This is a genomic window from Rhodococcus sp. BS-15 (assembly GCF_000813105.1).
Taxonomy (GTDB): domain Bacteria; phylum Actinomycetota; class Actinomycetes; order Mycobacteriales; family Mycobacteriaceae; genus Rhodococcoides.
The window spans coordinates 1-14993 of sequence record NZ_BAOX01000102.1; the positions used below are offsets into that span (position 1 = coordinate 1).

A 14993-nucleotide genomic window follows, 5' to 3' on the forward strand; every position below is an offset into this window, starting at 1 on the left:
TCGCGGCGCACATGCGGCAGGTCGAGCTGCTCGGCGGCCAGTTCGGCGACGCCCGCGTCGTGACGGCTGATCTCGAGCAGGTCGCCGAGCAGGGTCTCGAACCGATCGAGCTCGTTGACCAGCAGCTCCGAGGATCTCTTGAGTGCGGGCTCGAGGTCGTCGCTGGCGTCGTGGATGAGGTCTGCGGCCATCCGCACGGTGGTGAGCGGGGTGCGCAGTTCATGGCTGACGTCGGAGGTGAATCGGCGCTGAAGGTTACCGAATTCTTCGAGCTGGGTGATCTGCTTGGACAGGCTCTCGGCCATCTCGTTGAACGACATCGCGAGTCTGGCCATGTCGTCCTCGCCGCGGACCGGCATGCGCTCCTTGAGCCTGCCGTCGGCGAACCGAACCGCGATCCTCGACGCCGAACGGATGGGCAGGACCACCTGACGTGCGACGAGCATCGCAATCGCAGCGAGCAGTACCAGCAGCACCACTGCGCCGATGAACAACGTTCCGCGCACGAGAGAGAGCGTGCGATCCTCGCTGGCCAACGGGAAGATGAGATAGAGCTGCAGAGCCGAGATGTCGGATCCGGTGGGAGATCCCATGATCAGCGCAGAGCCGGTATACCCGCCGTCGCTGTCGGTGACCGTCGCATACTGCGAACTGATCAGACCCTTCTTGACGAAGTCGCGCAGGCTGTTCGGGATCTGATCGACCGGACCGACCGAGGCCTCCGCGCGGGTGGCGTCGCCTTCCACGATCAGGACCGGATCGAACGATCCCGCCGACCCGGTGGTCGACGCGGCGTCCAGGTCCTGATTGGTCAGTGCCGCCCTGGCTCGTTCGAGGCGGGTCGCGAGCCCGCTCGAATCGTCGGCTCCGGCGAGGTTGCCCTCGACGGTGGTCCGCGAACGGTCGAGTTCCTCGGTGGCGGCGGACAGCTTCGCTTCGAGTAGTCGATCGGTGATCTGACTGGTCAACACCACCCCGAGGATGAGGATGACCACCAGGGACAGCGTCAGCGTCGACACGACGACGCGTAGCTGTAGTGATCGACGCCAGGCATGGCCCAGCGACGTACTCAGCGAACGAAACCAACGCAGTACGGGAGAGAACTTGCCGTTGATTCGCCGCCGAGAATGGGAGAAACGGATCACGGCGGTCCGGCCTTGTAGCCGACCCCCCTCACGGTCAACACCACCTCGGGGTTCTCCGGATCCTTCTCGACCTTGGCGCGCAGGCGCTGCACGTGCACGTTGACCAGTCGGGTGTCGGCCGCATGGCGGTAGCCCCAGACCTGTTCGAGCAAGACCTCTCGGGTGAACACCTGTCGCGGCTTGCGCGCCAATGCCACGAGCAGATCGAATTCGAGTGGGGTGAGGGAGACGAGTTCGTCGCCGCGGCTGACCTTGTGGGCCGGAACGTCGATGACGATGTCTGCGATGGACAGCAGTTCGGCGGGTTCGTCCTCGGTCCTGCGCAGCGCGCGCGCACCCGAGCGACCAGTTCCTTCGGCTTGAAGGGCTTCATGATGTAGTCGTCCGCACCGGACTCGAGACCCAGGACGACGTCGACGGTGTCGGTCTTGGCCGTCAGCATGACGATCGGTACGCCCGAGTCGGCGCGCAGCACGCGGCAGACGTCGATGCCGTTCATGCCGGGAAGCATCAGATCGAGCAGCACCAGGTCCGGCCGGTTCTCGCGCACGGCAGCCAGTGCTTGAGTGCCGTCGCCGACCACGAAGGGCTCGAATCCCTCACCGCGCAACACGATGGTGAGCATCTCCGCCAGAGCCGAATCGTCGTCCACAACCAGAATCCGAGGCTTCATGGTCCTATGGTGTCACTTTCCGAACGCCTGATGGCTGATTGAACATGTCGGCGGCGAGTCGATCGGGATCGACGTCGGCGGTGACGACTCGCCACGGCGACACCCAGTGCGAGGCAGCGAGGCTGCCGTACGCAGCCGAGGTTCGGTTCTGCAGCGAACTGTCCCGTTCGTAGGCATCCCTGGTGCGAGCGGCGTCCGCACTCTCACGGGCCGCAGCACGCTCGGCGGCCAGCGCCACCGGGACGTCGAGGAGAATCTGGACGTCGGGAACAGGTACTACGAATCGGTCGAATTCGAGCGACCTGATCCATTCGACGGCCTCGCCGTCGGCGGACTGCTCGAGCCGAGCGGCGGTGTAGGCCGCATTGGATGCCACATACCGATCGAGCAGAACGATATCGTTGTCCGCGAGCAACTTTCGGATCTCGTCACCCGCGTCCCGGCGATCGAGCGCGAACAACAGGGCCATCGCGTGCACGCTGCCCGCGGTGTCACCGTGTTCGCCGTGCAACGCCTCCGCCGCCAGATCGGCATGGATCGACCGGTCGTACCGGGGAAACCCGATGCGCTCGACCGACAGGCCGTCACGTTCCCACGCCGAAACGAGCCGACGGGCGAGCGTGTTCTTGCCCGCTCCGTCGACTCCTTCGATGACGAACAGTTTTCCCACTGCCGGACCGGTCCGTCGGTCAGTAGCGGTAGTGCTCGGGCTTGTACGGGCCCTCGACGTCGACGCCGATGTACTCGGCCTGCTCCTTGGTGAGCTTGGTGATCGAGCCACCGAGCGCTTCGACGTGGATGCGTGCGACCTTCTCGTCGAGGTGCTTGGGCAGGCGGTAGACCTCGTTGTCGTACTCGTCCGGCTTGGTCCACAGTTCGATCTGAGCGATGACCTGGTTGGAGAAGCTGTTGCTCATGACGAACGACGGGTGGCCGGTGGCGTTGCCGAGATTGAGCAAGCGGCCCTCGGACAGCACGATGATCGAGTGCCCGTCCTTGAACTGGTACTCGTCGACCTGCGGCTTGATGTTGATCCGCGTGACATCGGGGGCCTTCTCCAGCCCCGCCATGTCGATCTCGTTGTCGAAGTGGCCGATGTTGCCCAGGATCGCCTGGTGCTTCATCTTGCGCATGTGCTCGAACGTGATGATCGACAGGTTGCCTGTCGAGGTGATCACGATGTCGGCCTGCTCGATGAACTCCTCGACCGTGCGGACGTCGAAGCCGTCCATGAGCGCCTGCAGCGCGTTGATCGGGTCGGCCTCGGTAACGGTCACCCGTGCACCCTGGCCCTTGAGCGCCTCGGCGCAGCCCTTGCCCACGTCGCCGTAGCCACAGACCAGCACGGCCTTGCCACCGATGAGGACGTCGGTGCCGCGGTTGATGCCGTCGATCAGCGAGTGCCGGGTGCCGTACTTGTTGTCGAACTTGCTCTTGGTGACCGAGTCGTTGACGTTGATGGCGGGGAATGTGAGCTCTCCCGCGGACGCGAACTGGTAGAGCCGGAGCACACCGGTGGTGGTCTCCTCGGTGACGCCCTGCACGGACTCGGCCACCTCGGTCCACTTGGACTTCGATGCCTCGAGCGAGCGACGAAGCAGGCCGAGGAACACCTTGTACTCGTCCGAATCGTGATCGTCGTCGGTCGGCGGGACGACGCCTGCCTTCTCGAACTGCGCGCCGCGCAGTACCAGCATCGTGGCGTCGCCACCGTCGTCGAGAATCATGTTGGCGGGCTGCTCGGGCCAGGTGAGCATCTGCTCGGCCGCCCACCAGTACTCTTCGAGGCTTTCGCCCTTCCAGGCGAACACCGGGACGCCCTTGGGCTCCTCGACGGTGCCGTACGGGCCGACGACGACGGCCGCTGCTGCGTGATCCTGGGTGGAGAAGATGTTGCACGACGCCCAACGAACTTCGGCTCCGAGTGCAACCAAGGTCTCGATCAGCACGGCTGTCTGCACGGTCATGTGCAGCGATCCCGAAACCCGTGCTCCCTTGAGCGGCTGAACGTCGGCGTATTCGCGACGCAGCGCGATCAAGCCGGGCATCTCGTGTTCGGCGAGTCGGATTTCCTTGCGGCCGAATTCCGCGAGCGACAGGTCTGCGACCTTGAAGTCGATTCCACCGCGGTGATCCACGGTGAGTGCCGATCCTGACGTAACTGAGGTCGTCATCTTGCCTCTCCTGTTGACTGAGTATCTGTGGTCCAGGCTATCGGGTCCGCGCGGCGGCACCCCCGGCTGCCCGAGCGTGCAGGAGTTGAACCGACGAAACGACCGATTGTCGAGAACCCGCTCTATCCGTTTCGTCCGGCTCGCGCCAGGATTCGCGCCCTTTTGCGGGGCAGGATGTTCGCGCGGGTGATATCTCCCTGGTAATGCGCCGATACCCGCGGATCCATCACCCGACGCCACAGCGGCGGAATTGCGGCGAGCATCACCATCGACGCGTAGCCGGCGGGCAGCTGCGGAGCCTCGTCGCAGGAGAGCAGGGTCTGATAGCGCTTGCCCGGATTGGCGTGGTGGTCGCTGTGTCGCTGCAGGTGGTACAGAAAGATATTGGTGCAGATCCTGTCGCTGTTCCAGCTGTGGCGGGGCGAGCACCGAACGTATCTGCCTCGATCGTTCGTTTCGCGGAGCAGGGCGTAGTGCTCCACGTAGTTCACCATCTCGAGCAGGACGAATCCGACTATGGCCTGCAACAGCAGGTACGGCGCGATGGACCAGCCGAACACGATCAGCAGCGCGCCGAACAGCACGACACTGAGCAGCCACGTGTGCAGCAGGGCATTGTTCGGGCTCGCGACCGAGCGGCCCTTGCGGCGAAGTCGCTGCGCCTCGAGCTTCCACGCTGAGGCGAGTCCCAAGACGGTACTGCGCGGCACGAAGGTCCACACGCTCTCGCCGAGTCGTGCGCTCGCGGGGTCGTCGGGCGTCGCCACTCGGACGTGGTGTCCGCGATTGTGTTCGACGAAGAAGTGCCCGTACAGCGTCTGGGACAGGGCTATCTTGGCCAACCACCGCTCGTGTTGCTCGATGCGATGGCCCAGTTCGTGAGCGGCATTGATACCGGTGCCTGCCACCAGGCCCACCGTCACCGCGAGGCCGATCTTGTCCACCACGTTCAGCTCGCCGTACGCCCACATCCAGCATGCGACGAAGAGTCCGACGAACTGAACGGGCAGGAAGAGGTATGTGCACCACCGGTAGTACCGATCGTTCTGCAGCTTTTCGCTGGCCGAGGCATCCGGGTTGTGCCCGTCCTCACCTGCGATCAGATCGATCACCGGAATGATCACGAAAAACACCAGCACGCCGCTCCACCAGAACAGCGGCATGCCCGTCCAGTAGACCAACTGCGACGGCAGTAGCGCCGACGCCGGGGCCAACAGCCCCAGCATCCACAGATAACGTTTGTTGTCCTGCCAGCGAACCGACCGTTCACTGGCCTTCGAATCCCGCCCCCCGAAAGCGACACCCGAACCCTCCATCGAAGGAATTCGGCCGTCCACACTCACTGTTGCAACACCCTCTCATCGAACTTTTTGAGTCCTCCAAGTCTGTTTTCGAGGGTATAACATTCCAGCGGTTTGATGTGACGCTATCTAAAGTCAGCCGGAAGTCCCTGCTCAGGACGTAACCCGGCGCTTACGCGTCGCCGATGCTGGGTCAGTGCTCCGACTTTTCGACACGAACTTTCTCGGCTTCCCGCATTCCCATCACCGAGTGCCGTCTGCTGTACACGACGTAGATGACGACACCGGCGGCCATCCAGACCAGGAAACGCAGCCATGTTTCGACCGACAGGTTCAGCATCAACCACAGGCACGCGAGGACCGCGAGAATCGGCACCAGCGGAACCCACGGAACGCGGAAACCACGCTGGAGGTCGGGGCGAGTTCTGCGCAGTACGAGAACCCCGGCCGAGACCAGCACGAACGCGAACAGCGTACCGATGTTCACCATTTCCTCGAGCGTGCCGAGCGGAACGAAAGCAGCGAGCAGGCCGACGATGACACCGACGAGAATCGTCGTCCGAACCGGCGTGCCCTTCTTTCCGGTGCGCGCCAATGCCCGCGGCACCAGCCCGTCTCGCGACATCGCGAAGAGCACCCGGGTCTGCCCGAGCATCAACACCATCACCACGGTCGTCAGACCGGCGAGTGCGCCGAACGAGATGATGTTCTTGGCCCAGGTCAACCCGTTCAGCTCGAATGCCGTCGCCAGCGTGGAACTGTCACCGGCCAGATCGGTGTACTTGACCATCCCGGTCAGAACCAGCGTGACGGCCACGTACAGCACGGTGACGATCGCGAGCGATCCGAGGATTCCGCGTGGGAGCGCCTTCTGCGGTTCCTTGGTCTCTTCGGCGGTCGTTGCCACCACGTCGAATCCGATGAAAGCGAAGAACACCAGAGACGCCGCGGCCAGCAGTCCGTACCAACCGAACGTGCTGCCTGCCGCACCAGTGACGAACGAGAGCAGAGACTGATGCAGCCCCTCGCCCGTCGAGCCCGGTTCCGACGGCGGAATGTAGGGGTCGTAGTTGGCCACCTTGATGTAGAAGGCTCCGAGCACGACGACGAACAGAACGACGATCACCTTGATGGCGGTGATGACCAACGACACCCGTGAGGACAATTTGGTTCCCGACGCGATGAGCACCGTCAGCACCACCACGATCAGCAGTGCACCCCAATCGAAGTTCAGTGAGCCGATCTCGAGCACCGGAGCGGCCGTACCGAGCAGATCGCCCAGATAGAGCGACCACGCCTTCGCCACCACGGCGGCTGCGAGGCCGAACTCGAGGATGAGATCCCATCCGATGATCCAGGCGATGAACTCACCGAACGCCGCGTACGAGAACGTGTACGCGCTTCCTGCCACGGGCACGGTGGACGCGAACTCCGCATAACACAGCGCCGCGAGGCCACAGGCGATCGCCGCGAGCACGAAGGCCAACGACACTGCCGGCCCCGCAACGTTTCCGGCGGTCCGCGCGGTCAGGGTGAAGATGCCTGCACCGACGGACACGGCGACGCCGAACACGGTCAGATCCCAGGATCCAAGTTCCTTCCGAAGTTTCGTGTCCGGCTCGTCGGTGTCCTGGATCGACTGCTCGATCGATTTGGTCCGGAACCAACCCGTCGTGCGTGGGGTCTTCGCGGGCCGGTCTGCTCTGGTCATCGGGTCTCCGTATCGCCACTTCACATCTACCGACGGATCACCGAACACATCCGTCACTTCGATTCACTGTGGCATAAGACTATTGCCTCCGGACGGACCGTTCGCACAATTACGCAGTTCGAAACCGCAAGCGGCGCAACGATGCCCGAATTGCCCGATCTACACGCGTCCGACGGAGGCCACGAACACCTCGGCCTCGCCCGAATCGGCGGTCACGGTGACGGATTCGTCTGCAGCGGGTATCCAGGCAGAGCTGCCCTGCGGCACCGTCAGCTCGACCTGTCCGCCTTTCGTACCGGCCACGACGGTGCCACTGGTGCACAACAGAATTCTCGGGCCGGAGCCGGGAACGGCGACCGTCTCCCCCGCCGCAACCGCAGTCCGGCTCAGTGCGAATTCGGGTGCAGGCGTCGGATAGAGGTAGGTCGGTCGATCGTCGACACCCGGGGTGATGGGCGAGATGTCGGCAGGCTCGAAATCCAACACACGCAGCAGTTCCGGGACGTCGACGTGCTTGGGAGTCAGTCCGCCGCGCAGCACGTTGTCGGAGTTGGCCATGATCTCCACGCCGGTACCGCGCAGATACGCGTGCAGGTTCCCCGCGTCGAGGTACAGACCCTGGCCGGGAGTCAGTGTCACCCGATTGAGCAGCAGCGCCGCGAGCACTCCGGCGTCACCGGGATACGACTCCCCGAGCTCGAGCAGAGTTCTGGCCTCGGCGGCGAATCGTCCACCGTCCGTGCGTGCGGGACCGGAGAGATAGTCGATGCATCCCTGGGCGACGGCAGGCAAGATGTCGTCCAATGCCTGCCCGGGCAGCGTGATCCACGAGGTGAACACGGTGCGCAGCCCGGAAGCATCCGGCTGGGCGGCCAGCAGGGTTCGATACCCACCAAGGGCGGGGACGGCCAGTGCGTCGAGCAGTTCGACGGTGTCGGCGGGCCGCCGGAAGCCCGCCAACGCCTCGAACTCCGTGAGCGCGACGATCAGCTCGGGCTTGTGGTTCGGATCCCGGTAGTTGCGTACCGGAGAGTCGATGGGGACACCCGCGGCGTTCTCGCGTGCAAAGCCTTCCCGGGCCTGAGCACTGCTGGGATGCGCCTGCAGCGACAACGGCTCTTCTGCGGCAAGCAGTTTCAGCAGATACGGCAGGCGCGACTCGAAGTGCTGTGCAGAGCCGCCCAGGTGCGTGCCCGGGTCGCCGTCGATCAGCGTGAGCAGTGGTGTGCTGCCGCCCTCGTGCACGACGTGCGCGGAGTCGGCCGGGTGAGCGCCGAGCCAGATCTCTGCCTCGGGATGATCGGACGGCACCGGGCGGCCTTGAATCCGAGCCAGCGCCGTTCGCGAACCCCATGCGTAGGACCGCACCGCGCCTCGCAAGAGCTGCACTAGCTACCGCCCATCAACAGCAGATACGCGGCAGTGGTGTCCAACCGCGTCGCCAACACGGACATCGTGTCGAGCACCGAGAGTCTATCCGGATCCGGCACCGGTGCGGGATTGTCGAATTCGGATCTCACGCGCTCGCCGCCGAACAGCGGCTCACTCGAATCGGCGAGCAACAACTCCGATTCCGGAACACCGGCGATTCGTCGTTCGGTCATCGCGCGATCGGCGTCCGAGGCCACCACGACGATGCGCATCGGCAGCACCGGCGGTGGTCCGTCGAGCTGCTCGTCGTGAAAGAACGAGTCGAATGTCTGTGGTGTGCCGGATGATTCGACGACGGACGCCCGGATGGATGCAGCAATGACGTCGCCCAGCTCCCCCGCACCGACGACGACACCCGCAACGCGCAGCAGCACCTCGCTGCCGTGCCGAGCGACCTCGACCGCAGCGGGACTGCCCCCGGTCAGCACCACCCGCCGACCGTTCAACCCACTGGCGAGGGCCTTGGCCGGATTGTGGAACATCTCGTTGGACGGACTGTTTCGTACCGCCTCTGCGTCGAGCAGGTCTGCAAGACGAGACAAATTGGGCAGCAACGTCTTCCACGATCCGCCGGCAACCGCCCCCAGTACGGCCACGAACGCCGCGAGGTAGCGCATCAGAGCATTGTGGTCACGGACTGCGATTCGCGGCGGCAGCCACATGACTCTGGCTCCCCGGACGGCACGCAGAGGCCCCTCCTCGGGAGCGACCACCACGACTTCGGCACCGCGCCGGGCTGCCGCGTCGACCGACTCGGCCAGTCGTGGATCCCCGGCGTCGTCGCCTGCCACCACCACCACGTCGAGTGGGCCGATCCACGGCGGAGTTCCGGTGCTTCGTACGAGAGGGACCCCGAGGCGATCACCGAGCGCGGCGACGAGCAGTGACGCTGCCCGGCTGCTCCGTCCGTCGCCGGTGACGATCACCACGCTCCGGGGACGCAGATCGGCCAACCGGGCCAGAACCGATTCGTCGACCGCGGTCGCAACGGCACGAACCTGCGCGCCCGCCAGCGCTGCGCTACGCAGGGAGCCCTCACGATCGGCTGCGATGAGAGCATCCGAATCGTCGAGATCGACCAGAGACGACACTGCCGTCATGGCTGCGACACCTCCCCTTACCTCACCCGCTCGAAACGTCTGCATACCCACTCATGAACCCTTGGTAACCACTATTCCAGTCCGGCGCGAACGATGCTCAATATCTCTGTCGAAAGCGCGTCGACATCCGCTGCGGTGCGTGCTTCGACGTTGAGCCGGAGCAGCGGTTCGGTATTCGAGGCCCGCAGGTTGAACCAGGCACCGTCGGTGAGATCGACCGTCACACCGTCGAGTCGGTCGATTCCCGAAGTCCGATCCGCGAACGCCGCCAGTACCGCCTCGGTGCGTTCGGCGCCGTCGTCGACGGTCGAGTTGATCTCGCCCGATGCACTGTAGGTCTCGTAGGTGGCCATCATTTCCGACAACGGGCGATCCTGTGCCCCGAAGGCAGCGAGAACGTGCAGCGCGGCGAGCATGCCGGAGTCTGCACCCCAGAAGTCACGGAAGTAGTAGTGCGCTGAGTGCTCTCCGCCGAATATGGCTCCGGTGTCGGCCATCTCCTGCTTGATGAACGAGTGCCCCACTCGGGTGCGGACCGGCGTGCCACCGAGCTTCTCGACCAGCTCCGGCACGGCGCGGGAGGTGATCAGATTGTGGATGACGACCGCGCCCGGCTCCTTGGCCAGTTCGCGTTCGGCCACCAGGCAGGTCACGGCCGATGGTGACACCGGGTCACCCTTCTCGTCGACGACGAAGCACCGATCGGCGTCGCCGTCGAACGCAAGGCCGATCTCGGAACCGGTCTCGACGACGAATCGCTGCAGGTCCACCAGGTTCGCCGGGTCGAGTGGATTGGCCTCGTGATTGGGGAAGCTGCCGTCGAGTTCGAAGAACAACGGTTCGATCGTCACCGGCAGCGGCGCGAACACGGCGGGCACGGTGTGTCCGCCCATGCCGTTGCCTGCATCCACCGCGATCTTCATGGAGCGAATACCCGACAGATCGACCAGGTCGCGCAGGAACTGGGCGTACTCGGCCAGCACGTCACGAGACGCCACGGTCCCGGCCGGGCCGTCGAACTCCGGTACCCCGTCCACCAATTCGGCCTTGACCGTGGCCAGGCCGGTGTCCTGGCCCACTGGCTTGGCACCTGCGCGGCAGAGCTTGATCCCGTTGTACTTCGCCGGATTGTGACTGGCGGTGAACATCGCTCCCGGGCATTCGAGCATGCCGGAGGCGAAGTAGAGCTGATCGGTCGACGCCAGCCCGATGTGCACCACGTCGAGGCCCTGAGCGGTGACGCCGTCGGCGAACGCCCGCGACAGTGCCGGCGAGGAATCACGCATGTCGTGCCCGATGACGACCGAGCGCGCGGCCCCGGCCTCGTCACGAACCAATCGTGCGAACGATGCACCGACATCACGCACGAACGCCTCGTCGATCTGCTCACCTACGACGCCACGGACGTCGTAGGCCTTGATGACGGCGTTCACGGACTCTGCGGTTCGGGCCACGAAGATTCTCCTGGTGATCGTTGTCGACGACGCCGCACATCGGCGTCGGATATCGAGCGTCGGTAGCGGTGCGATCCACACCAAGTATCGGCAGACCGTCGCGGTCCGTTTCGGTCCTGCTCCTCCGAACCTTGCCAGACAGCAGACGGACCGGCCAGTCGGACCGATGCACACCACACTCGGTGTGCTCGGGCGGCTCAGGACGTGGGGTCGGGAAGAACTCGAAGGTGCCCGCGCCTGCCCGTTCGGACGGCCGGAGCGGATCGGCGTTCGGTGTCGGACGGCCGAGAGATCGAGCGGTCGGAGCTCTCGCGGTCCTCGGAGCGGACGCGATCGCCGCGCCCAGCCTCGCGTACGGCTTCCGCGAGGGCCGTCAGATCGTCCTCGTCGGGGCTCGACGTCGAGTAGCCGCCTTCGTAACGCACCAGTTCCCAGCCCTTGGGAGCGGTGGTGGTCGACGCGTGCACCTCGCACAGATCCCAGGAATGCGGTTCGTCGACTGTGGCCAGCGGCCCGACGACCGCGGTGGAATCGGAGTAGACGTATGTGAGCGTCGCAACGGCAGAACGGTTGCAACCAGGCCTGCAGCAGCCACGCAGTGATCTCACGAGTGCAGAGTATCCGGTGGGCCCAACCGACCGAACGACCGACACACCGGACGAGCGCGATAACCTCCCCCTATGCCTCGATTCTCATCCGCGCGCAGGATCACTTCTCGGTCCGTGGCTCGCCACGGCCGCGGCGTTCGCGGACCGGTTCTGCCCGAGGACATCCCGGCCAGGCGGTCACGAGCGGAGAAGTTCGACCGGCTGGTGCTCGAGGCTTTCGCGCGGATCGATCATCGATGGCACGAGAAGCTCTCGAAGCTCGACATCGCCGTGGACGAGGTACCCAAGATCAGGGCGTTGGATCCGGAATCGGTGACGTGGCCACCCGAGGTGGTGGCTGAAGGTCCGGTGCCGCTCTCGCGATTGGTACCCGCCGGCATCGACAAGCGCGGCGAGACGACACGCGCCAGGGTGGTGCTGTTCCGGCGACCGCTGGAACGGCGGGCCAAGCACCCGGAGGATCTGGAAGATCTGTTGTTCGAGGTTCTGGTCGAGCAAGTGGCCACGTATCTCGGCATCGACCCCGACGAGATAGACCCGGCCGGGGAATGATCGATCCGTCCGGAGACGGAACCGAACCACTCAGCCGATTCCGCGCTTGAGCCTGCGACGTTCCCGCTCGGACAGCCCACCCCAGATGCCGAACCGCTCGTCGTTGGCGAGCGCGTACTCGAGGCACTCGTCCTTGACCTCACAGCCGAGGCAGATGCGCTTGGCCTCGCGGGTGGAACCACCCTTTTCGGGGAAGAAGGCCTCGGGGTCGGTCTGCGCGCACAGAGCGCGCTCCTGCCACTGGTCCTCGATCTCCTCGAACATCTCGTCGAAACCCGCGACGAGACTGAGGAACGGCTTGGCCGGTGGTACCGATTCGGCGACGAACGGCATCGAGTCGGCGTCGGAATCCGAGTCGAGTTCGACGTCGTTGTCGATGACGTCGCTGTCGGTCTCGTCCGCCGGTTCGACGTACGCAGAACCCGCGTCGATCGAGACGCTCGAATCTGCGCCGATGCCGGACTCGGTTTGCGGCGCGTCGTCGACAGCGCTGAGATGTGCAGTGGGTCCGCCCCGCTGATCACGTGTCACGTGCTGGTCATACATCGCTTCCGCCTCCTCACCTGTGGTAGCGCAGATACTTTCGGTCCTCGTGTTCTCGAATACCTTGCCCCGCGCCGATATTCGATCGAGCTTGTCCAACGTGTCGGTCCGACTCTCGACCTCTACTCGACGTCCAGTCAGGGACGAACAGAAGGGGAACGAGTGTTCGAAACCAGGTTCGCTGCAATCGAACTCGTGCTGCGAACACTGAATGACATACCTGTGATTAGACACTTCCAGGTGTGTCGCGGTCAAGCCGATCGAGCAAATCCAATACCATCACATGCCCGAAATCGGCGCCCTCCCCGGATCGCAGCCCGTCCCGTGCGTGTCGCGGCGGTTATGGCACCTGCACACCGTCCTCTCGCACGGGTGCGGCACCGGGTGGGCGCTCACCACGCACCACCGCAACCCCACTAGGCTCGCGTGTTGTGAAAGTTACTGTTCTGGTCGGTGGTGTCGGTGGCGCTAGGTTCCTTCAGGGTCTCAAATCCTTGTTCGGCGACAACCCCGAGCACGAGATCACCGCCGTGGTCAACGTCGGCGACGACGTGTGGATGCACGGACTCCGCATCTGTCCGGATCTCGACACGTGCATGTACACCCTCGGCGGAGGAATCGACACCGATCGCGGCTGGGGTCGCATCGCGGAGACCTGGAACGCGCGGGACGAATTGGCAGCCTACGGTGCCGATCCCGACTGGTTCGGACTCGGCGACCGCGACATCGCCACGCACCTGATCCGCAGTCGTATGTTGCGCACCGGCTATCCGCTGTCGGCCGTGACCGAAGCCCTGTGCAACCGTTGGCAACCCGGAGTCCGGCTCCTGCCCGTCACCGACGATCGCTCCGAGACCCACGTCGTCGTCACCGATCCCGATTACCCGAGCGCTGAGCAGCAGCGCGCAATTCACTTCCAGGAGTGGTGGGTTCGGTACCGCGCACAGATTCCGACCCACAGCTTCGCCAACATCGGGGCCGAACAGGCAACTCCGGCACCGGGAGTCGTCGAGGCGATCACCGAGGCCGACGCCGTCGTTCTGGCGCCGTCCAATCCGGTGGTGAGCGTCGGCGCGATCCTCGCGGTGCCGGGTATCCGCGGGGCGCTTCGCACGACGGCTGCCAAGGTGGTCGGGCTCTCCCCCGTCGTGGACGGTAAGCCGTTGCGCGGCATGGCCGACGAGTGCCTGTCCGTCATCGGAGTCGAGACCACGGCGCAGGCGGTGGGCCGTCACTACGGAAGCCGAAGCAGTACCGGCATTCTCGACGCATGGCTGGTGCACACCACCGATACGGCGGTCGTCGACGGGGTGGACGTGCAGTCGGTTCCGTTGCTGATGACCGACCCCGAGACCACAGCGGTCATGGCCCGCACCGCTCTGCGCGCAGCCGGACTCGACCTGTGACCGACTCCCACGCCACACACACTGCACCGGGTGATCACGCTCCCGGCGGGGCGATCGAAATTCTGCCGGTGACCGGGCTCCCCGAGTTCCGGCCGGGCGACGATCTGGCTGCGACCGTGGCGGACCGAGCGCCGTGGCTACGTGACGGCGACATCCTGATCGTCACCAGCAAGATCCTCTCCAAGGTCGAGGGCCGTCTGGTGCAGGCACCCCGTGATGCGGACGAGCGAGATGCCGCCCGCAGAGTCCTGGTGGAGCAGGAGGCCGTGCGCATCGTCGCACGCAAGGGTCGAACCCTCATCACCGAGAATCGACTCGGCATCGTGCAGGCCGCGTCGGGAATCGACGGCTCCAACGTCGACGGCGGCGAACTGGCACTGCTGCCCGAGAACCCCCGACGCCAGTGCCGCAGCGCTCCGCACTGCACTCGGCGCGCTGCTGGGGGGTGACGGTCGCCGTGGTCGTCACCGACACCATGGGTCGGGCATGGCGGATCGGCCAGACCGACGCCGCCATCGGTGCCGCCGGCCTGGGCGTCGTACATGCGTACGCCGGAGCCGAGGACGGTCAGGGAAACGAGCTCGTCGTCACCGAGGTCGCGATCGCCGACGAGCTCGCTGCCGCGGGCGATCTGGTGAAGGGGAAGCTCGGCGGGGTTCCGATCGCCGTCGTACGTGGACTGACTCCCGTCGACGACGGTTCCACCGCCGCGACGCTGCTGCGCGGCGGTGAGGACGACCTGTTCTGGCTCGGTACCGCCGAGGCACTCGATCGTGGTCGACGCGAGGCGCTGTTGCGCCGACGGTCGGTGCGCTCGTTCACCGACGAACCGGTCGATCCGGACGCCCTTCGCGGCGCCGTTGCCGATGCCCTCACCGCCCCGGCCCCGCACACC

The 14993-nt window shown here is 65.1% G+C and carries 12 protein-coding genes and 2 pseudogenes; 3 read left to right on the forward strand and 11 right to left on the reverse strand.

What is annotated here, in order from left to right; all coding sequences use genetic code 11:
- The 10 genes and pseudogenes from RHBS_RS13510 to RHBS_RS13555 form a co-directional block, all read right to left on the reverse strand.
- Nucleotides 1-1145: sensor histidine kinase (locus RHBS_RS13510; RefSeq protein ID WP_145977516.1), on the reverse strand; the 1145-nt coding region annotated here is incomplete at its 3' end.
- Nucleotides 1142-1818: pseudogene (mtrA, locus tag RHBS_RS13515) on the reverse strand (MtrAB system response regulator MtrA). The gene RHBS_RS13510 and the pseudogene mtrA, both read right to left, overlap by 4 nt.
- A 4-nt stretch (nucleotides 1819-1822) precedes the next feature.
- On the reverse strand, nucleotides 1823-2488 hold the full coding sequence (locus RHBS_RS13520) for a dTMP kinase (protein ID WP_128645792.1): 666 nt from the start codon (nucleotides 2486-2488) through the stop codon (nucleotides 1823-1825).
- Between the two features lie 19 nt (nucleotides 2489-2507).
- Nucleotides 2508-3992: an adenosylhomocysteinase gene (gene ahcY / locus RHBS_RS13525; RefSeq protein WP_121870289.1), complete on the reverse strand. Its 1485-nt coding sequence runs from the start codon at nucleotides 3990-3992 to the stop codon at nucleotides 2508-2510.
- 122 nt (nucleotides 3993-4114) lie between these two features.
- Nucleotides 4115-5218, reverse strand: coding sequence for an alkane 1-monooxygenase (locus RHBS_RS13530; protein ID WP_306303532.1), 1104 nt, complete (start codon nucleotides 5216-5218; stop codon nucleotides 4115-4117).
- A 268-nt stretch (nucleotides 5219-5486) separates the two neighbouring features.
- Entirely contained in the window at nucleotides 5487-7004 is a 1518-nt protein-coding gene (locus RHBS_RS13535; RefSeq protein WP_128645793.1) for an amino acid permease, read from the reverse strand.
- 159 nt (nucleotides 7005-7163) lie between these two features.
- Nucleotides 7164-8393 carry a mannose-6-phosphate isomerase, class I gene (gene manA, locus RHBS_RS13540; RefSeq protein WP_128645794.1) on the reverse strand — a complete coding sequence of 410 codons (1230 nt, stop codon included), beginning with the start codon at nucleotides 8391-8393 and terminating at the stop codon, nucleotides 7164-7166.
- Nucleotides 8393-9535, reverse strand: coding sequence for a tobH protein (locus RHBS_RS13545; RefSeq protein ID WP_128645795.1), 1143 nt, complete (start codon nucleotides 9533-9535; stop codon nucleotides 8393-8395). Before RHBS_RS13545 ends, manA begins: the two co-directional genes overlap by 1 nt.
- Nucleotides 9536-9606: 71 nt before the next feature.
- The gene (locus tag RHBS_RS13550; protein ID WP_128645796.1) at nucleotides 9607-10989 is read right to left on the reverse strand and encodes a phosphomannomutase/phosphoglucomutase; all 1383 of its coding nucleotides are present in this window, start codon (nucleotides 10987-10989) and stop codon (nucleotides 9607-9609) included.
- A gap of 197 nt (nucleotides 10990-11186) precedes the next feature.
- Nucleotides 11187-11597, reverse strand: a complete 411-nt coding sequence (locus RHBS_RS13555) for a DUF3499 domain-containing protein (RefSeq protein WP_183130194.1) — start codon at nucleotides 11595-11597, stop codon at nucleotides 11187-11189.
- 72 nt (nucleotides 11598-11669) lie between these two features.
- On the opposite strand from RHBS_RS13555, the gene RHBS_RS13560 reads away from it, so the two are divergent.
- Nucleotides 11670-12149, forward strand: coding sequence for a metallopeptidase family protein (locus RHBS_RS13560; protein WP_121870293.1), 480 nt, complete (start codon nucleotides 11670-11672; stop codon nucleotides 12147-12149).
- A 30-nt stretch (nucleotides 12150-12179) separates the two neighbouring features.
- On the opposite strand, the gene RHBS_RS13565 is transcribed toward RHBS_RS13560, so the two are convergent.
- A complete protein-coding gene (locus RHBS_RS13565) occupies nucleotides 12180-12413 on the reverse strand; it encodes a WhiB family transcriptional regulator (RefSeq protein WP_027496498.1) in 234 nt (77 codons plus the stop codon).
- Nucleotides 12414-13123: 710 nt separating this feature from the next.
- Here RHBS_RS13565 and cofD point away from each other — a divergent pair.
- On the forward strand, nucleotides 13124-14098 hold the full coding sequence (gene cofD, locus RHBS_RS13570; protein ID WP_128645797.1) for a 2-phospho-L-lactate transferase: 975 nt from the start codon (nucleotides 13124-13126) through the stop codon (nucleotides 14096-14098).
- A pseudogene (locus tag RHBS_RS13575) lies at nucleotides 14095-14993 on the forward strand (coenzyme F420-0:L-glutamate ligase); the annotation flags it as partial. The gene cofD and the pseudogene RHBS_RS13575, both read left to right, overlap by 4 nt.